Genomic DNA, 16,834 nt, shown 5'->3' on the forward strand with positions numbered 1-16,834 from the left:
TTTTCATCCTTTATTAAATCCCTTTCTAGCTATATATACAAAGATTGGCGTACCAATTATGGCAGTCATGACGCCCACGGGTACTTCTTGTGGCATGATGATATAGCGTGCACCTAAATCTGCAAATAGTAATAAAATCGCTCCAAGAAGTGCAGCTAACGGAATATACCATTGATGTTCCGTACCAATTATTTTGCGGGCAATATGCGGAATGATCAAACCGATAAAGCTTATTGGTCCAGCGATTGCAACTGAACCTCCAGCTAGTAGCACAACAATGAGTACAATTAATAACTTGGTTTTAAGAACATTCAATCCTAGCCCTTTTGCAACATCCTCACCTAATGACAACAAATTCAATTGTTTCGCCATAATCGCAGTAATAAGCCAGCCTATAGCAAAAAAAGGCAGTACTACCCAGAGCATTTGGAGATCCCTTCCTTGTACAGATCCTGCAAGCCAAAATAATACCTGATCGAGCTGTGCTTCATTGATCGCTAACAAGCCTTGAGTTATGGAATAAAACAACGCACCTAGAGCAGTCCCGGCTAAAGTCAAGTTCATAGGCATCATTTCTCCATGACCAATAGAACTAATTGCTAAAATACTAAGGGCTGATACAGCCGCACCTAAAAATGCAACTAATGTAAAACTAAAGAGACTTGTCATTTGGAAAATACTTATAGCAAGTACTACAAATAAGCCAGCACCAGCATTGATTCCTAATATACCTGGAGAAGCTAAAGGATTTCTTGTCATTGTTTGGAGTAAAGCACCTGCTATTGCAAGGGAAGCTCCAACAAAAGTGGCAATAAGCGCCCTAGGTAAACGATGCCTAAGAATAATGATATGTTCATTACTTTTATTAAAATGGAAAAATGCTTCCCAAGTTGTTTGGAGATTTGTATTAGCATAGCCATATGTAATACTTAGCACGATCCCTATTATCATCATAATAAAACCAAATAATAATAGAATTACTTTCGAAAAGTTACTTTTCATCATATGAATTCCTTTGATAAGAATGAATATTTAAAAAATAATGTTGACAGAAATTTCTTAGTCAAATATGATTTAAACTGTTAGAAAATGATAATCATTATCAATTATGTATTAGCACAATAATACTAACACACATATCGGAGGAAGAAAAGTATGAAAATGTCATTGAGTAAGATCTTAGGAGTTTTATTATTGTTAACGGTTTGTGTTCTGGCTGCGTGTAGCGATTCAGGAAAAACCCAAGAGGCAAGAAGTGCTGAGCCGACAGAGGAAAAATCTACATCATATACAGTAGAGCATGCGATGGGTTCTACAAATATTACATCAACAGCTGAAAAAATTGTCGTACTAACAAATGAAGGAACAGAGGCATTACTTGCTTTAGGAATTAAACCGGTTGGCGCGGTATCTTCATGGTCAGGTGAACCTTGGTATGAACATATTGCAGAACAAATGGATGGAGTAGAAGTTGTAGGGCAAGAAACAGCTATCGATTTAGAAGCGATTGCTAAGTTAAAGCCAGATTTAATTATCGGTAATAAAATCCGTCAAGAAGCTGATTATGAAAACTTAAGTAAAATTGCGCCGACAGTTTTTGCTGAAACATTAACAGGACAATGGAAAGATAATTTCACATTATATGCAGAAGCAGTTAATGCTGTAGATAAAGGCGAAGAAGTGTTGGCGAATTATGATGCTAGAATTCAAGAAACAAAAGAATCTTTAGGTGATGTAACTAATCAATCTGTATCTGTCGTTCGTTTTTTATCAGGCACTTCTAGAATTTATTACACTGACTCATTTTCAGGTGTTATTTTAAAAGAATTAGGCTTTAACCGCGTAGGAGAGCAAGCGGATTTATTTACTAAAGATAATCAAATGGCAGTAGAAGTTGGTAAAGAATTAATTCCACAAATGGATGGGGATTTGCTATTCTACTTTACTTATCTACCAACAGGCGACGATTCAGCATCTGCAACAGAAGCTGAATGGACAGCTGATCCATTATGGCAAAATCTTAATGCAGTAAAAAATGGCAAAGCTATTAGCGTGAATGATGCTGTTTGGAATACAGCAGGTGGTATTTTAGCAGCTCGAAAAATGCTTGAAGAAATTCAAGAATTATTAGCTCCTTAATTGCTACTTAATTTAAAAGAGCAGACGTTTAGAATTGGTTTCATTGCAATTTTATAACGTCTTTTTTATTTAAAGTGAAATTAAAAATACATAGGGAAGCTTTTCGAAAATAATTACAATCTATTAGAGGGAAATACCACATTCTTATCTAATTATTATGTAATACCTATCACTGAAAGGAGTAGCGCAAATGTATCAGTATTTTAATGGTTTCGTAATTAGAGAAGGTACTGATGGGATTCCAGCCGATTTTGTTGAGTCCTTGTTTAAAGATGCTGGATGGGCAAAAAATATTCCATCGTGGCAAAAAGAAAAATACTCACTCATCTTTAAAAATTCCACTTGGGCATTTACAGTTTGGGATAATGAGAGAATGATTGCAATGGTGAGAGTGATATCCGATCAAATCATGGCAGCAAATATAATGGATTTAGTCGTTTTAACGGAATATAGAGGCAAAGGGTTAGGGAAAAAACTTGTTGAGTTATGTATTCAAAAACTTCCGCATGGGGATTGGTTTGCGCACACTTCAGCAAACAATTTTAAATTTTACGAGAGCTGCGGATTGGAAGTGAAAGACGTATCAACCCATGGTACTTGTGTATATTATGGCTATATACAAGCTAGGAAAGATGGACACCGTTAAAACCTTTATTCAAATTCAGTAGAAAATAAGAAGCTTTTTTAATGGAGGAGAAAAATGACTACAACTTATGTTAATTGGGGAAAATCAAGAGTTAAACTAATTTGGGAAAAAAATACTTTACTTCCTCAATCTAATTTGATTACAAGTGTACACGGTTTTTGTTTTAAAGAAGATCAACTGTTACTAGTCGACTTAAAGGATCGAGGGTGGGATTTTCCGGGAGGACACATCGAATCAGAGGAAACTCCAGAGGAATGCTTTAAACGGGAAGCTTTGGAAGAGGGATATATTGAAGGGGAATGTAAGTTATTGGGACATATAATTGTAGACCATTGTGAAAATCCAATGTGGACAGAAGGGAGTCCATATCCTAAAATTGGTTATCAAGTTTTCTACAAAATGAATATCACAAAATTGTTACCATTTGAAGGTAAATATGAATCGACCCGACGTATTTTTATAAACCCTAATGATATTTCCGACTATTATTCAAAATGGAATGGGCTTTATCAGGAAATAATGGACTGTGCTATACAATAAATGCCGTATGAAATTTTATACATATACCGTTCATAACTAAGGACACAGAAAAACGATTTTACGCAAGGAAATACACAACGGTCTTATACCATTATAGTTATGCTTTAATTTATAACTTCTACAATCTGATGTTATCTTTGAAATAAATAAGGATAAGCGTTCATCTTCATTTTAGGACCAGATTTGAAGAATGGTTGGGGTAACAATATGTAATAATTAAAGGCAGTTTTTACATTAGACTAGCTCTTCCAATAATGAAAAGGTACTTTTGAAATAACAGAGACAAAAGTACCTACACACTAAATTTAAGGTTTTAAAACCACTTTAATGCAATCTTCTTGTTTTGTATCGAATATTTCATAGCCATGTTTTGCTTTTTCGAGAGGGAGGACATGTGTGATGATATCACCTGCATTCACTTTACCATCAGCAATTAAATTATAGACATGAGGCATAAGATGAACAACTGGTGCTTGTCCAGTACGTATCGCTACATTGCGTTGGAAGATATCACCGAGTGGGAAGGCATTATATCGCCCACCATAAACACCGGTAATTTGAATTGTTCCACCTTTACGTACAGCTTGACTGGCTGTGACTATCGCTCCCATAGCGCCACTTTGCAGTTTTACGCCACTTGCAAGGAATTCTAGAGGCGTCATTTTTCCGCTCATCCCGACACAATCAATGACAACGTCTGCGCCGCCTTTTGTAATCTCTTTCAAATATTCACCACAATTTTCATGGTCTTCAAAATTAACGATTTCCACTTTATTTGTCTTCTTTGCATGTTTGAGACGATATCCGATGTAGTCAACTGCGATTACTCTTTCCGCACCTTTTAACCAAGTAAATTTTTGCGCCAATAGCCCAACTGGTCCGCAGCCAAGAATAACAACCGTATCTCCTTTTTTTACACCGGCATTCTCTACACTCCAAAAAGCAGTAGAGGCAGCATCGGCAAGGAGAACGAGACTTTCATCAGGAACTTCTGATTTTTCCGGAATTTTGAAAGGGAGAAAATTTCCATAGGGAACGCGCATATACTCTGCCTGTCCTCCCGGAAAACCGCCTGTAGTGTCTGAATAGCCAAAGTAGGCACCCATTTCACCATTGTCATTGGAATTATCACATTGACTTTCCAGCTCGTGATTGCAGTACCAGCATTGACCACATGCAATATTAAAAGGAATAATAACCCGATCACCCTTTTTTACCTTCGTCACATCCTTACCGACTTCTTCTACAATTCCCATCGGTTCATGGCCAATAACATAATCTTGGCCAAGATTTGGAATCATTCCATGAATCAAATGTAAGTCTGACCCGCAAATGGCCGTTGTTGTTAGGCGGACAATAATATCATCGGCTTTTTTTATTTTAGGGTCTTGTACTTCTTTAACCTCAACATTTTTAACACCTTGATAAGTAACAGCTTTCATTTAAAATATCCCTCTTTTTTAGTTAATTTTTTGGTGGGGTAGGGAACATTCCTTTGCGGTTCATGCTCTTAGGAAATAATTCCAACTGTGCAATACTAATCGCATTTTCTGCAGATTTAATATCCAGTTCTTTTTGACCTTCAAGATTAAAGGGCTTCAGCCATTCTTTTTTTTGCATTAGATCAGAAATCTCAAAATATAAATCAATCATGACATCTAGCTGAGTTCTCATGATTTTTTGAAGTGCAGGGGAAGCTGTTTCGGTTAAGGCGATTGAAAGATTTCGAATACCCGTTTTGGTAGTAAGTAAAAACTCAAGAGCAACTCCCGAATCAGTTAGTTCAGGCATTCCAACTGAATTTATAGGATCTAAATAGTCTTGCATATCATTGTCCTCCTAATATTCTAATTCTGATTTAGAGTAAAGCTTGACCATGGCAGTGAGTGCTGGGGTAGATAATTTAACATTTTTGTCTAATAAGGCTCTTAAATCATCATCAAAGACAACCCCTTGACTCAGCTTCGATTTGAGTAAACTCGTTGTCATAAAGTTTATGACTTCATGAAATTCCATTGTTTCATGAAGTGCTAATTTTTTTTCTAACACGTTTAGCACACCTCCTGATTTTTCTTTAAAAAGTTACCACGATGAAAGTCTACCCTGTAGAAGTCTATATATACATTTAGGTTTTGGATTAGAAATGAAGATACTAAAGTGTATAAAAGGACGGTATGATTGAAATAATTGTAGAAAAGCAAAGAAAGGTATCGGTGCCATGTTTTCATTTTTTAAAGGGAAAAGGGAAATGAAGAATAGTAAAAATCAGCAGGGAAATAGCCCTACTGAATCTACTGATAAATCGCCGAATAACATCGATACCTCATTGTCCATGAATGTGGAAATCATTAAAAAAGACTCGAAGAGGTTAATATCCGGGCATTTGCGGTGAACGGGGAGACGATCGTTGCACACCGAGGCAGAACAGAACGTACAATCGAGCCGCAATTAGTCAGTAACCGTGAGAGTTAATTGGTGTTTTTGTAAGGGGATGAGCTGTATATGTATGAAGCAAAATCGGGTGTGTGACGATGTGAAAGTAGATCTCATAGAATTAAAACTATGAGTAGTTTGCAATTGATGGAAAAAGTAATGCAATCCATATACATTTTATGATGTTTTAACGGGTTGTAATAGTTCTAATCAAGAGACAATCAAATGAAAGTTACATGGAAAAATGGCGTAGGAACTTATGTTTTTGATGTTAATGTGAATTAACTGAACAATTAGTTTAAAGATAGGTGCAAGGTATCCAAATCTCCTTGCGCCTTTTTGCATTTTATAAGTTGTTGGTATTACAAACGGCTTATATTATTTTCAATATCCTCTTGTGAAAATTACTAGTATATACAAGGGTTGCCTGGTAACAAAAAAATTGGAATTTTACAGGAAGTAAAAACGAGTGGTAATGGGTAATTTTAGTTAAATTATCCTTACTTTTGTTAATTAAAGAAAATAAAAGCAACTTTAGAAGTTGCCTAGTCGTCTCACTTTTGAAGGGAAAATGGTTCAGGGAGATTAAAAAATGTCTAAAATGAATCCTTTAGTTCTTATTGAAGAAATATACAATGAGCATTATGCATATTTAAGAAATTTTTTAATAGGTCTTACCAAAAGTGACGTAATAGCTGATGATATTATTCAAGATTTTTTTACAAAAATTTTAGTTTCACCCTCCATAGTTACAGAAGTTAAGTATATGAGGAGTTGGTTAATAACAGGGGTTAAAAATACTCTACTTGATTATTATAAAAAGAAGAAGCCTGAGTTGCTTCAAGATGAGAATATTATAGAGACGTTGTTGGTTGACAATTATACACCAGAAGTAAGTGCAACAATAAACAATGAATTGGAAACAATTTTAGGCAAGCTGTCAACTTCTGAAAAAGCAATTATTATAGCAAAAGAATATTATGGTTATGACTATAATGAAATTAGCAATCTTTTAAATATACCAGTATCTACAATTAAATCGATAGTGTTCAGAATGAGGAAAAGAATGATTAAAGTGAGGTAATTCTATGGATTCTTTTAAAAAAATACATCTTTTATCTCAGGAGTTGATTCCCATAATTAACGACCTTGATGATGAACCGAGACAGGTTATTTTAGAACATATCACAAACTGTGAAGATTGCAAAATATTATATGATAGTACAGAGAACTTTAATAAAACTATGCCAATGCACGATTACTCAGAGAATGTGGAGTTAAAGCCCTTAAAAAAATTAGTGCAGTTTAATAATGGATTAAAGTTATTACTGATTACTGTAAGAGCGTTAATTTTGTTTTATATTGTTTACTCCAGCTTTAAATATAATGGTGCGGAGTCTGTACCATCATTGCTAGAGTATTTTAGATCAGGAATCTTTTTATTTTACATACCATCTTCCATATTTTTACTGGTATTTACATTTACTTTCTTTAATAAAAAATGGATCTGGATATCCCTGGTGACTGATTTGGTGATTATTTTATTTTTAGAAAAAGTGTTGAAGTTATTTTTATAAATGGAGGTGCTAGCATGGCCTATTTAATCATGTTGGTTGGATTGTTTTTAGGTATTATATTTTTTGCGTTTGTATTTATTGCTTCAAAAAGGAACGGCAAATACTATTTGGCACCTGTCATCACTTTTCTCTTTTCAGGAATGATTGTTGCGTACAGCATATTCATGGTTGGAGGATTTGAAGGGATGGGTTATTTATTTCTAGCAGTAGGTTTTTTTATTGTTAGTATATTGGGGACATTATTTTTACCCTTACTAATACGTAGAATTGAATCACAGTATCTTAATAAGAGAGATAAAATCAGTTTATTCCTTTTACCTATTATATTTTTTACTACAATCGGGATATCAATATTTTCACAAGATGGATATTGGATTATTGAACAGGCAAGTGCTACTCCTGTAGAAACAGAAGGTTATCAGGTTTCCACTATTTCTGAAGGAAGTAAAGCAATTACTTTACTACTAGGTGAAAAATATCTTGGAAAAGAAATTGAAGTGGAAAGCGTGAGTAAATGGGGCTCTACGGAAATTATTTTGAAATTTGTAGATGGAGGGGATAAGGATAAAGTTCCTTTTATAAAAATAGGTCTTAATGAAATAAACGAATCTTTGAAAGTACAAACAACAGAGGGTAAAATCTTTCAACCGATAGGAAGTGCAAGGGATTGAATCTAATTGGAATAGCATCAGAACTATATATTCACAACGTAAATTTTTTTAAATAAACACCGCTTTAGTGGTTTTTTACCAAACCTTTGGAGGGCTGTATGGAGAAAACAAGTTTATATGCATACATTAGTTTTACTGGTAAGGATGATGTTGACGATTTTCCTGTTGAAGTAATAACAGATATGTTAGGTGTACAGCCAACAACAATATATCGGATGGGTGAAAGAATAAATGATGTACGTACGCGTTCATTTACATCGTGGCAATTCGAAACGGAAACATTAGAAACACTTGATACAGATGATGTTTTACTTCCCATTTTAAATGTTTTCCAGTACAAAACAGTTACAATTAACCGATTAAAAGAAGAATTGAATTTGAATATACAAATTCAATTAGTGATAACAATGATAAATGGTTATACACCAGGATTAGTAATCTCCCCTGAGTTTAGTAGGTTTGCATCTGCTATCAATGCATCCATTGGTATTGATATGTATGTATATCCTTTTAGTGACCCTGAAGAATAACAACTTTACTTTAAAAATACCAATTACTCAAGGGTCTTATTTTTATTTTATTGTCAAACGATGCTTTGGCAATATTTCCGAGCAGAATTGCTTTAACAGGAAAGTGTTTAGCAACTATAGTTATATAAGATATTTTGGCACTGAGCCAATGCCTGAGGAATTAGAACTTTCTCTTGATAATGGAGGGGGTACTATTTCATTGGATGAAAATGGTATGTTTTCATTATTAAAAGGATGTTCTAATTTAGTAAATGGATCAGAGGTAGAAGCGATTATTAAATGGGACAATAAAACTGACATAATACCATTAATATTGAAATAAAAATGTAGCGATGCATCAAAAAATGAACAGTATTTACTGTTCATTTATTATTTCATATTAATGTGAAAGTCTTCTATGCAGAAAGAAAGAGATTAAAAAGGCAATGATTAAGACGGGAAATGCGTATATTTGGCCGATTAGCAATTTCCAACCTATCGTATTGTATCCATCAGAAGCAGGTAGCATAACAGCAATTATACAAACAATTAAATAAACTAATAATGGAACCATTATTTTTTTCATTTATTCATTCAACTCCTTTAAACATTTGTTATATACTTATTTTACAGAACTTACCAAGGTAATTCTACTACGCATAAACTGCAGACTTTACGAAAACAGTCTTTTTATAAACCCAAACATAAAAACAAAAAAGAAGAATCCATTTTGTACATTCTTTTTTCACAATGAATTTTTCTGGATTTTAATCGGAGGAAAGACATGAAATTTTATATTGCATCAAGTTTTACGAATAAGGATAAGGTTAGATATGTTAGTGAAAAATTAAAGAGTAATGGATATAGGTCAATTACTTGTAACTTGAGTACCCTTTATTTTTTTGATTCCAAAAAAAGTAATCTTCCATTTACAAATGGCTGGCTAACATACGAAACAACGCGATAGTGAGCAGACAATACCTTCAAGGAAAGTCATCATACAAAGGTTTAGGTATGATTTATTCATGTAATATTTGTAATATATGTAATAATACTATTTTTATCCTCTGAATTAAACATTCTTTAATTGCTTTATAAGCATTTTTTATCCATTACTATATGTTACTATCTCCTAACCGTTTTATTCATTTCAGAGGAATACTAGGCCCATTTAATACAATGATTTAGGAACTTTCCCCAACGGTAGATAAAGAAATTTAATGGTACTTTAAATATAATGTAATAACGAATTAATTCCTTTATATTACAATTGATATTAAATAAGGAGGGGTTAGATGTTAATTAAAAATAATGAAGATTTATATGAATTACTAGATTCTTTGTTGAGAGAGCCAACAGAATTTTGGAATACATTTTATAAAGATAAAGAAAAAAATGTCCCATTTTTTTGTGATAGACCTGACGAACATTTGGTTAAAAATTTTGAAAAACAAATTATTAAGCCTCGTAAGGTACTTGAAATTGGCTGTGGGAATGGGCGAAACGCGATTTATTTAGCTCAAAAAGGTTGTACTGTAACCGCTGTAGATATATCTCAACGAGCAATTGATTGGGCAAAAGAGCAAGCAGAGGTCAATAGTGTAAAAATTCAATTTGTTTGTGAGAATATCTTTAATTTAAATCTGGAATTACAAGAGTTTGATTACATATATGATTCCGGTTGTTTTCATCACCTATCACCACATCGAAGAGTATCTTACATTCAATTTATCAACAAATATTTAAAGAATAATGGTTATTTTTCGATTAGTGCATTTAAAGAAAACGGAAAGTACGGTGGATCATCGCTATCCGATAAACAATATTATATGGATCGAACTTTATACGGTGGTTTGGGATATTCCAAAGAAAAGTTACAGATCCTTTTTTCGGAATTCCAAGAAATTGAGATACGTGATATGCAGCACAATAATTTAAATCACGATGAATTTGGTCTTGAGGATTTTATTGTATGCACTTTTAAAAAAGTATAACTCCAGATTAAATTACGGATTTATAGAAGTGACCTACAATTTTATTAGGGTGGGTGAATGAACTGAAGAAGATAGGTAGTTTATGTTTAGTGTTCTTCTTAGCAGCGTGTCAATCTGTAACTAGTAGAGCTTATATTGTTGAAGCAGAAGTAGTAGAGGCGTTTCAAAGAAATAAAATGAATTTAGTCGAAATACATACCCCAGAAGAAGAAGACATATTTGGTTCTAAATTAAAAGGGGTGAAGCCAGGGGCATATCAGTTAAAAGAAAAGTTGGTTTTTATTTATGAATTCGACACAGCAGCTGATCGTGAGGATGGTAAGAGAGTATTTGTTGAAAAGACGGCTTCTATGAATTTAGTTTCGTACAGTCAATTTGAAAAACAAAATATCTTAATATTTTATGTACATGGAGGAAATTTAAATTCAGATAATGTACTCTTCGAAAAAGAAATACAACAAGCATTGGATAGTCTTGTCGAAGGTTAACTGGACAACAGGAGAGATGGTATTTTGATTATAATGATAAATGGAGCATTTGGTGTAGGCAAAACTACAATAGCAAATCAGCTCCTGAACGAAATTGAAAATAGTATGTTATATGATCCTGAAGAAATAGGCTATATGTTAAGAAATGTTATTCCGATTGATATAAAAAGGACAGAATCCGCTACAGGAGACTTTCAAGATTTAGATTTATGGAAAGAGTTAACGGTTGATATGGGAAAGAAGTTGATTACTAAATATGAACTCAATTTAATCGTGCCAATGACGATCAGGGAAATAGAATACTTTCACTATATTTACAATGGGTTTAAAAGTATTGATAAACAAACCTATCATTTTTGTCTCAATGCAAGTAAAGAGACAATATACGAAAGGTTAAGAGAACGTGGAGAGGAAGAAGGCAACTGGTGTTTTCAACAAACCGATAAATGCTTAGCTGCCTACAATCAATACGAATTTGGAGAGTATATAGATACTGAAAAAAAAAGTATCGATGAAATTATTCAACATATAAAAGGAAAGTTAAATCTTCTTTAAACAAAAGTATATCTACTATTATTGAGCGCATTTTTTAATAAGAAATGCGTATTTTCCATTTAAGCTCAAGTGGGTGAAAATCGGCTTTTAAGAGATTACTAGAGGAGGTGTACTATTGCTGCCAATTCGAATTGAAGAGATTCCAAGAGAAATACAGGAATACGTTAACAAGATTAATTCCATAAGTTTCCCGCGACAAGGACATAGTTCCAATGTTGGTTTAATCGAAAATAATCAAGAGATCTATGCACTCAAGAGGACAATGGGAGAGTTAAATTGTGCTTTACTAAATCGAGAGGTGACAGTACTTAACTGTTTGACTCAAAAAACAAAATTACCTATCCCAAAGGTGAAGAGTTTCGTTGAACAAGTATCCGAAAAGGAATCTTGGGCTCTTATTGAGTTTCTAGAAGGGGAAACTGTTAGAGCCGCTTTATATAACGAAAAAAGTAAGGGAAAACGACACGAAATAATATATAACTTTGGTAATATTTTGCGGCAAATTCATTCAACACCTTGTCCTTCTGAACTAATAAGTGAACGTCCTTGGTTAGATGAGAAGCTATGCCAGGCAGAACTTAATTTTAAAAAATATCATGTGGGTTGTACTTTAGAATTATTGGGAAAAATTAAATCTTTTAAACCGAAAGAATGCCCTCAAACACTCATACACGGAGATTTTACGATCGATAATGTTTTAGTCAAGAACGGAGTAATTACAGGCGTAATAGACTGGGGTGGTGGTGCATACGGAGACCCAAGATATGACGTATCTTTAGCTATTCGTCCGAAACCCAATGCTTTTGAAGATGAGATAGATAAACAAATATTCTTTGAGGGCTATGGGGGCAAAATCATTGATGATAATGAGTACGATTATTTTGTAAACGGTTTATATGAGTTCTTCTAAGTAAATGTTTGAAAAGACTCTTCAAATTGGAGATTACTATCAGGATAAACGCTAAGTTAGTCTATCGTAAAGGGAGGTGTTAATTTGGAAATTTTATATCTGGTAGGGGCTATATTGTTCTCGATTTTATGGTTTACTAATTTGGTTCAGCTCTTAGAAAAATTACATCAAGGGAAAAATATACATAATCAAAAAATTTTAGGCTGTGTTTGGAGTGCTTGCTTAACTATATTTATAATTATTTCCACATCTATAGTTTTCTAACTCCTTGAGTTAACAGGATAACAAATTAAGGGAGAAGATGGAACCATGTACTTACAATTCATGTCTATATTAGAAATGAAAGAATAATGATTTGGAGGCATCATGATGTGGTTATTAATAGGTCTTATTGCAATCGTAGCAACTTTTATAAACCTGTATAGGTTTATAAAAGGTAAAGATTACAAACTTGCGATGGCCATTGGGTTATCATTTACAGCGTTGACCCTTTGTACAGAATACAGTCTAGTTTCGGAGTGGGTTAAAAACGAAAATTGGCCAGCTTTATGGGAAGTACCCAATTTTGAGAAGGTGCTATGGTTTTTAACAATTGTTTCTATATTATTAAATATAGCACCGATATTTTTAGAGCGGAAAAGGAAACAGTAGCAAACAGCTTTTTCCACTATTTAAAGACCTAAAAGACAATATGTAATGGATTGCATAAAAAGATTTTAAATAATTTCTTTTTATGCTATTTTTTTACGCAAATTACTGGAGACCAAAATCCATCCTTCTTTATCACCACTTCATCTACTTTATCGAAGTTTTCAAAGCACTTCTCAATAATAAGCTCATTTGCCTGATGATTCTTATAAATTTGGTTAAACAGTACACCGCCAATAGTTAGAATAAGAATGCTTCCAACTATTGCAATAGCCATATTAAATTTATTTTTATTCAAGGAACCCTTCTCCTTTCTTATAATTCAATTTTAACATTTTCGAGTAAATTATAAAATAAGAGTAATTAATCCTGTATACGGGTTTTGGAACAAACCTAGCGAAGTACTGCGTTGAGAAGATCGGTAAGGCAGGTTTATAGTAGTGTTTTGTAGAATTTAATACTGTGAAAAAAATTATTTATGAGGAGTTAAAAAAGGCATGGTTAATGTTGAAGGTTTCGAAGTCAAAATTGCAGCAATTGAAGATAGTAGCGTAATAATCAAAATGTTAAAGCAGTTAGCACAATGGATGAAGGAGCACGATATAAATCAATGGCAGTATTTATTGGACGGGGGTGATGATGAAGAAATCAAGCAAGCTATAGTCAATCAAGAAACATACATCGTATTGAAGGATAAGGAGATAATCGCAACTTTTTCATTATCATCGAAACAAAGTGAATGGGATAAACAATTATGGGGGAATGACACTACTTTATCCTCGCTTTATTTGCATAGACTTGCAATAGTTCCTGCTTATATGAATAAAGGTATTGGTAAAAGTATTTTAAAATGGATACAAGAATATGTGAGTGATAAGCAATTGCTTAAGCTAGATTGTATTGCGGCTAATGTTAAATTAAATAATTTTTATGTAGACAATGGGTTTGAATTTATTGGTGTTACGGATGGACATAGTAAATATCAGAAATTGATAAAAAAATAAGAATTTCTTCTATTAATTCGGTTATTGGAAAAGCGTATATTATAAAATTAAGTAAATTTAGGATAGTACGGGGAGGATCTACTATGGGGATTGATTTTCATAATGAAAAAAGCCGTAATACTTATACAACTAGGAAAGCAGATGATTCATGGGTTAATGTAATAACGGACTTGGTACCGTTGGATAATATCACTAAGGCGTTGGATATAGGATGTGGTGGGGGTATTTATTCAAAGGCATTAGCTGAAATGGAAGTAGCTTCTGTCACAGGGGTTGATTTTTCCGAAGAAATACTTAAAGGTGCGAGGGAAAATTGCAAAGAATATCCAAATATATCATTTAAGCAAGGTAATGCGCTGAATACCGGCTTAGAAAGTAATGATTATAACCTAATTCTTGAAAGAGCGTTAATACACCATATCAATGATTTGCAGAACTGTTTTGAAGAGGCCTATCGATTATTGGAAACCAAAGGAATCTATATTGTTCAAGATCGTACACCTGAAGACTGCTTATTAAAAGGGAATGAACATCATATTAGAGGATATTTCTTTGAGCGATTTCCACAATTGATCGAGAAAGAGACAAAGCGCAGATACGATAGCGAATTTATATTAAAAACACTTTCGGAGGTTGGGTTTAAAGAGATTCAAGAAGTTAAGCTTTGGGAAACAAGAAAAGTTCATAAAAATAAAGAGGAATTATTAAACGACCTGGGTGAGAGAACAGGAAGAAGTATTTTGCACGAATTAGATGATGACGAATTAAGTGCATTGATTTCTTATATAGATAAAGCCATTACAAATGAAGAAAATATAGTGGAAAAAGATCGTTGGGCAATTTGGAAAGCTGTAAAATAATATCTTTTAAAAAATTACTTAAAATAACAGAGCGTTAATCTATAAAGTTGTACGCTCTGTTATTGTTTTTCCTAAAGTAAATCAGCTTAACCTTCAACCATCCGATACATCCAATCATACACGAACTTGCATTACTTGAAGTCTAAGCTCTTCAAAAGAAAGAATAGCTAATCTTTTTGTAAAAAAGGACCAAAAGGGATATTAAATCTTTGCTAAAATAATGTTGAAGGATACTGAATTTAATTTAGGGGTGAGGGAAAAGTGATCGAGGTAGAATTATCTAATGCTGTTAGAACTTTAGTGGAAGCAAGATACCCGAAAGGTTGGGGTGGTGCAGCAGCAGTTCGTGTAGAAGATGGTACGATTTATACAAGTGTGGCACCGGAAGTGATTAATGATGCAACAGCTCTTTGTATGGAAACAGGTGCTATTTTAGAAGCACATAAATTTAATAAAAAAATAACACATAGTATTTGCTTAGCACGGGAAGATGAATATTCACCGTTAAAAGTACTTTCGCCTTGTGGAATCTGTCAAGAACGCTTGTTTTACTGGGGTCCTCAAGTGCAATGCGCGATTTCAAATGATACTGAAGCTATTATTTTTAAAACATTAGAGGAACTGCAACCTTACCATTGGACAGATACCTATTATGATGAAATGGTCGATCATTGGCAAAAACGATAGTTATATTACCTTTTTTATAAATCAGGTATAAAAAGTTTGAGGAAGCCCATGCGTTGGATTTCCTCTTTACGTCGTTTTGCAGTTAGTAGCTACAATGAAACATTTCCTAATGTCCTATCCAATCGATTTAGCGATTTCCTTTTTGTATTTAAAGTACATATTTAAAGAAACTAAGCCGAAAATTAGCATTAGCCATGGCGAGCCGAATCTTGTAATGGCGAAAGGTGTCTCGAAAAAAAAGGCACTCCAGAAGTCAAAGCCATTTTTATCCCACAACCCTGGTGTATAATAAGCATCTTTAAGACTAGTAAATTGCGCTGAGTTTTGGAATACGCAAAATGTAATAAAAAGGGCGAAGCATGCGTATGCACCGTAGATTTTGCTAAGACGCTGAAAATAATACTTTATTGAGGAATGATCGGAAAAGAGGGAATCGTCTTTATTTGTTGGGTTTAACCAATACTGTAAAGTCGAGAACCGTGAGCCTCCTACATGCACCCAGCCAAAATCCTCAAAAAATGTTTTGTATTCCTGAAATTTTTGTTCAGATTCGAATGATTGGCAATCTAATCGAAAAATTTGTTCTTTGTTTGATGTTTTTTCAAATGTGTACAGATTAAAGGCATTTACACGATTTAATTGCCATCCTTTTTGAAGCATCATGTTTAACCACTGTTCTTCTTTTTGAGCATTTGAAAATAATTTAAGCCTTCTCATCATTAAACCCTCCCTCGTAAAGTGAAAGAATATGTATGAAACGTCTTTTTTCAATTTCTAAAATCTCTAAGCCTTCATCTGTAATACGATAAACTTTTCTTCGCGGGTCGTCTGAAGGAACGAGAATAATCCAGTAGTACTTCAATAAATTTTCAATCGCACCATACAGAGTACCGGCAGCAATCCGTACTTCTCCATTACTCATCGTTTCGACCTCTTGCATAATTGCGTATCCATGCAATGGACTTCTCAACGCAAGTAATATATAGTGCATTGTTTCTGTTAATGGTAATAGCTTATGTCTTTTCATTACAGCGCTCCTTGCAAACAAAAATACAGTTAAACTTAATGTTATTATATACAGTCGAACTATACATTTCAACTGTATATATGGATAAATCAAAGATGTGCTTGTTCTTCAATGAACAAGCATCGGAACTGGTGAAAGGTAGTTGT

General features: G+C 33.6%; 24 protein-coding genes. 16 read left to right on the forward strand and 8 right to left on the reverse strand.

Going from position 1 to position 16,834, the window contains the following annotated elements:
* Positions 1–3 precede the first annotated feature (3 nt).
* Positions 4–1,005: a FecCD family ABC transporter permease gene (locus MHB58_RS08845; RefSeq protein ID WP_041865755.1), complete on the reverse strand. Its 1,002-nt coding sequence runs from the start codon at positions 1,003–1,005 to the stop codon at positions 4–6.
* 150 nt (positions 1,006–1,155) lie between these two features.
* On the opposite strand from MHB58_RS08845, the gene MHB58_RS08850 reads away from it, so the two are divergent.
* From MHB58_RS08850 to MHB58_RS08860, 3 genes are all read left to right on the forward strand, one after another.
* Positions 1,156–2,139, forward strand: coding sequence for an ABC transporter substrate-binding protein (locus MHB58_RS08850; protein WP_014823961.1), 984 nt, complete (start codon positions 1,156–1,158; stop codon positions 2,137–2,139).
* Positions 2,140–2,329: 190 nt separating this feature from the next.
* Positions 2,330–2,785 (forward strand): GNAT family N-acetyltransferase, encoded by a 456-nt coding sequence (locus MHB58_RS08855; RefSeq protein ID WP_014823960.1) that lies wholly within the window; start codon positions 2,330–2,332, stop codon positions 2,783–2,785.
* A gap of 54 nt (positions 2,786–2,839) precedes the next feature.
* Positions 2,840–3,325: an NUDIX hydrolase gene (locus MHB58_RS08860; protein WP_014823959.1), complete on the forward strand. Its 486-nt coding sequence runs from the start codon at positions 2,840–2,842 to the stop codon at positions 3,323–3,325.
* 305 nt (positions 3,326–3,630) lie between these two features.
* Here the strand turns inward: MHB58_RS08860 and MHB58_RS08865 are convergent, their stop codons facing one another.
* The 3 genes from MHB58_RS08865 to MHB58_RS08875 are packed head-to-tail and all read right to left on the reverse strand — an operon-like array spanning position 3,631 to position 5,374.
* The gene (locus MHB58_RS08865; protein ID WP_087617328.1) at positions 3,631–4,767 is read right to left on the reverse strand and encodes a zinc-dependent alcohol dehydrogenase; all 1,137 of its coding nucleotides are present in this window, start codon (positions 4,765–4,767) and stop codon (positions 3,631–3,633) included.
* A gap of 22 nt (positions 4,768–4,789) precedes the next feature.
* Entirely contained in the window at positions 4,790–5,152 is a 363-nt protein-coding gene (locus MHB58_RS08870; RefSeq protein WP_008407171.1) for a spore coat protein, read from the reverse strand.
* 12 nt (positions 5,153–5,164) lie between these two features.
* A complete protein-coding gene (locus MHB58_RS08875) occupies positions 5,165–5,374 on the reverse strand; it encodes a hypothetical protein (protein ID WP_008407170.1) in 210 nt (69 codons plus the stop codon).
* 976 nt (positions 5,375–6,350) lie between these two features.
* On the opposite strand from MHB58_RS08875, the gene MHB58_RS08880 reads away from it, so the two are divergent.
* The 5 genes from MHB58_RS08880 to MHB58_RS08900 all read left to right on the forward strand — a co-directional run bounded on the left by MHB58_RS08880 (position 6,351) and on the right by MHB58_RS08900 (position 8,858).
* Entirely contained in the window at positions 6,351–6,842 is a 492-nt protein-coding gene (locus MHB58_RS08880; RefSeq protein WP_014823957.1) for an RNA polymerase sigma factor, read from the forward strand.
* A 4-nt stretch (positions 6,843–6,846) separates the two neighbouring features.
* The gene (locus tag MHB58_RS08885; RefSeq protein WP_340735066.1) at positions 6,847–7,335 is read left to right on the forward strand and encodes a hypothetical protein; all 489 of its coding nucleotides are present in this window, start codon (positions 6,847–6,849) and stop codon (positions 7,333–7,335) included.
* Positions 7,336–7,349: 14 nt separating this feature from the next.
* Complete coding sequence (locus tag MHB58_RS08890) at positions 7,350–8,006, forward strand: YesK family protein (RefSeq protein WP_065216030.1); 657 nt, start codon at positions 7,350–7,352, stop codon at positions 8,004–8,006.
* A gap of 98 nt (positions 8,007–8,104) precedes the next feature.
* Positions 8,105–8,536 carry a DUF4279 domain-containing protein gene (locus tag MHB58_RS08895; protein WP_014823954.1) on the forward strand — a complete coding sequence of 144 codons (432 nt, stop codon included), beginning with the start codon at positions 8,105–8,107 and terminating at the stop codon, positions 8,534–8,536.
* A gap of 199 nt (positions 8,537–8,735) precedes the next feature.
* Entirely contained in the window at positions 8,736–8,858 is a 123-nt protein-coding gene (locus tag MHB58_RS08900; RefSeq protein WP_014823953.1) for a hypothetical protein, read from the forward strand.
* 57 nt (positions 8,859–8,915) lie between these two features.
* Here MHB58_RS08900 and MHB58_RS08905 read toward each other — a convergent pair whose 3' ends face one another.
* Entirely contained in the window at positions 8,916–9,101 is a 186-nt protein-coding gene (locus MHB58_RS08905; RefSeq protein ID WP_014823952.1) for a DUF4017 family protein, read from the reverse strand.
* Positions 9,102–9,810: 709 nt separating this feature from the next.
* Between MHB58_RS08905 and MHB58_RS08910 the strand changes: the two genes are divergently transcribed.
* The 5 genes from MHB58_RS08910 to MHB58_RS08930 all read left to right on the forward strand — a co-directional run bounded on the left by MHB58_RS08910 (position 9,811) and on the right by MHB58_RS08930 (position 13,113).
* Entirely contained in the window at positions 9,811–10,509 is a 699-nt protein-coding gene (locus tag MHB58_RS08910) for a class I SAM-dependent methyltransferase (RefSeq protein WP_014823950.1), read from the forward strand.
* Between the two features lie 53 nt (positions 10,510–10,562).
* Positions 10,563–10,997 carry a hypothetical protein gene (locus MHB58_RS08915; protein ID WP_339264461.1) on the forward strand — a complete coding sequence of 145 codons (435 nt, stop codon included), beginning with the start codon at positions 10,563–10,565 and terminating at the stop codon, positions 10,995–10,997.
* A 33-nt stretch (positions 10,998–11,030) separates the two neighbouring features.
* Complete coding sequence (locus MHB58_RS08920; RefSeq protein ID WP_232504563.1) at positions 11,031–11,552, forward strand: AAA family ATPase; 522 nt, start codon at positions 11,031–11,033, stop codon at positions 11,550–11,552.
* Positions 11,553–11,667: 115 nt separating this feature from the next.
* On the forward strand, positions 11,668–12,462 hold the full coding sequence (locus MHB58_RS08925) for an aminoglycoside phosphotransferase APH(3') (RefSeq protein ID WP_014823947.1): 795 nt from the start codon (positions 11,668–11,670) through the stop codon (positions 12,460–12,462).
* Between the two features lie 369 nt (positions 12,463–12,831).
* Complete coding sequence (locus tag MHB58_RS08930; protein WP_014823945.1) at positions 12,832–13,113, forward strand: hypothetical protein; 282 nt, start codon at positions 12,832–12,834, stop codon at positions 13,111–13,113.
* An 85-nt stretch (positions 13,114–13,198) separates the two neighbouring features.
* On the opposite strand, the gene MHB58_RS08935 is transcribed toward MHB58_RS08930, so the two are convergent.
* Positions 13,199–13,408 carry a hypothetical protein gene (locus MHB58_RS08935; protein ID WP_008407147.1) on the reverse strand — a complete coding sequence of 70 codons (210 nt, stop codon included), beginning with the start codon at positions 13,406–13,408 and terminating at the stop codon, positions 13,199–13,201.
* Positions 13,409–13,607: 199 nt separating this feature from the next.
* Here MHB58_RS08935 and MHB58_RS08940 point away from each other — a divergent pair, with 199 nt between their 5' ends.
* The 3 genes from MHB58_RS08940 (at position 13,608) to MHB58_RS08950 (ending at position 15,661) form a co-directional block, all read left to right on the forward strand.
* Positions 13,608–14,114: a GNAT family N-acetyltransferase gene (locus MHB58_RS08940; RefSeq protein ID WP_014823944.1), complete on the forward strand. Its 507-nt coding sequence runs from the start codon at positions 13,608–13,610 to the stop codon at positions 14,112–14,114.
* 83 nt (positions 14,115–14,197) lie between these two features.
* Positions 14,198–14,974, forward strand: a complete 777-nt coding sequence (locus MHB58_RS08945) for a class I SAM-dependent methyltransferase (RefSeq protein ID WP_014823943.1) — start codon at positions 14,198–14,200, stop codon at positions 14,972–14,974.
* A gap of 261 nt (positions 14,975–15,235) precedes the next feature.
* Positions 15,236–15,661, forward strand: a complete 426-nt coding sequence (locus tag MHB58_RS08950) for a cytidine deaminase (protein ID WP_340735067.1) — start codon at positions 15,236–15,238, stop codon at positions 15,659–15,661.
* Positions 15,662–15,775: 114 nt separating this feature from the next.
* On the opposite strand, the gene MHB58_RS08955 is transcribed toward MHB58_RS08950, so the two are convergent.
* Together MHB58_RS08955 and MHB58_RS08960 are read right to left on the reverse strand one after the other, a co-directional pair.
* Positions 15,776–16,378, reverse strand: coding sequence for a DUF2812 domain-containing protein (locus MHB58_RS08955; protein WP_340735068.1), 603 nt, complete (start codon positions 16,376–16,378; stop codon positions 15,776–15,778).
* Positions 16,365–16,688, reverse strand: a complete 324-nt coding sequence (locus tag MHB58_RS08960; protein ID WP_014823940.1) for a PadR family transcriptional regulator — start codon at positions 16,686–16,688, stop codon at positions 16,365–16,367. Before MHB58_RS08960 ends, MHB58_RS08955 begins: the two co-directional genes overlap by 14 nt.
* Between the last annotated feature and the right edge of the window lie 146 nt (positions 16,689–16,834).

Origin of the sequence: Solibacillus sp. FSL K6-1554 (assembly GCF_038005185.1) — a bacterium.
GTDB lineage: Bacteria > Bacillota > Bacilli > Bacillales_A > Planococcaceae > Solibacillus > Solibacillus silvestris.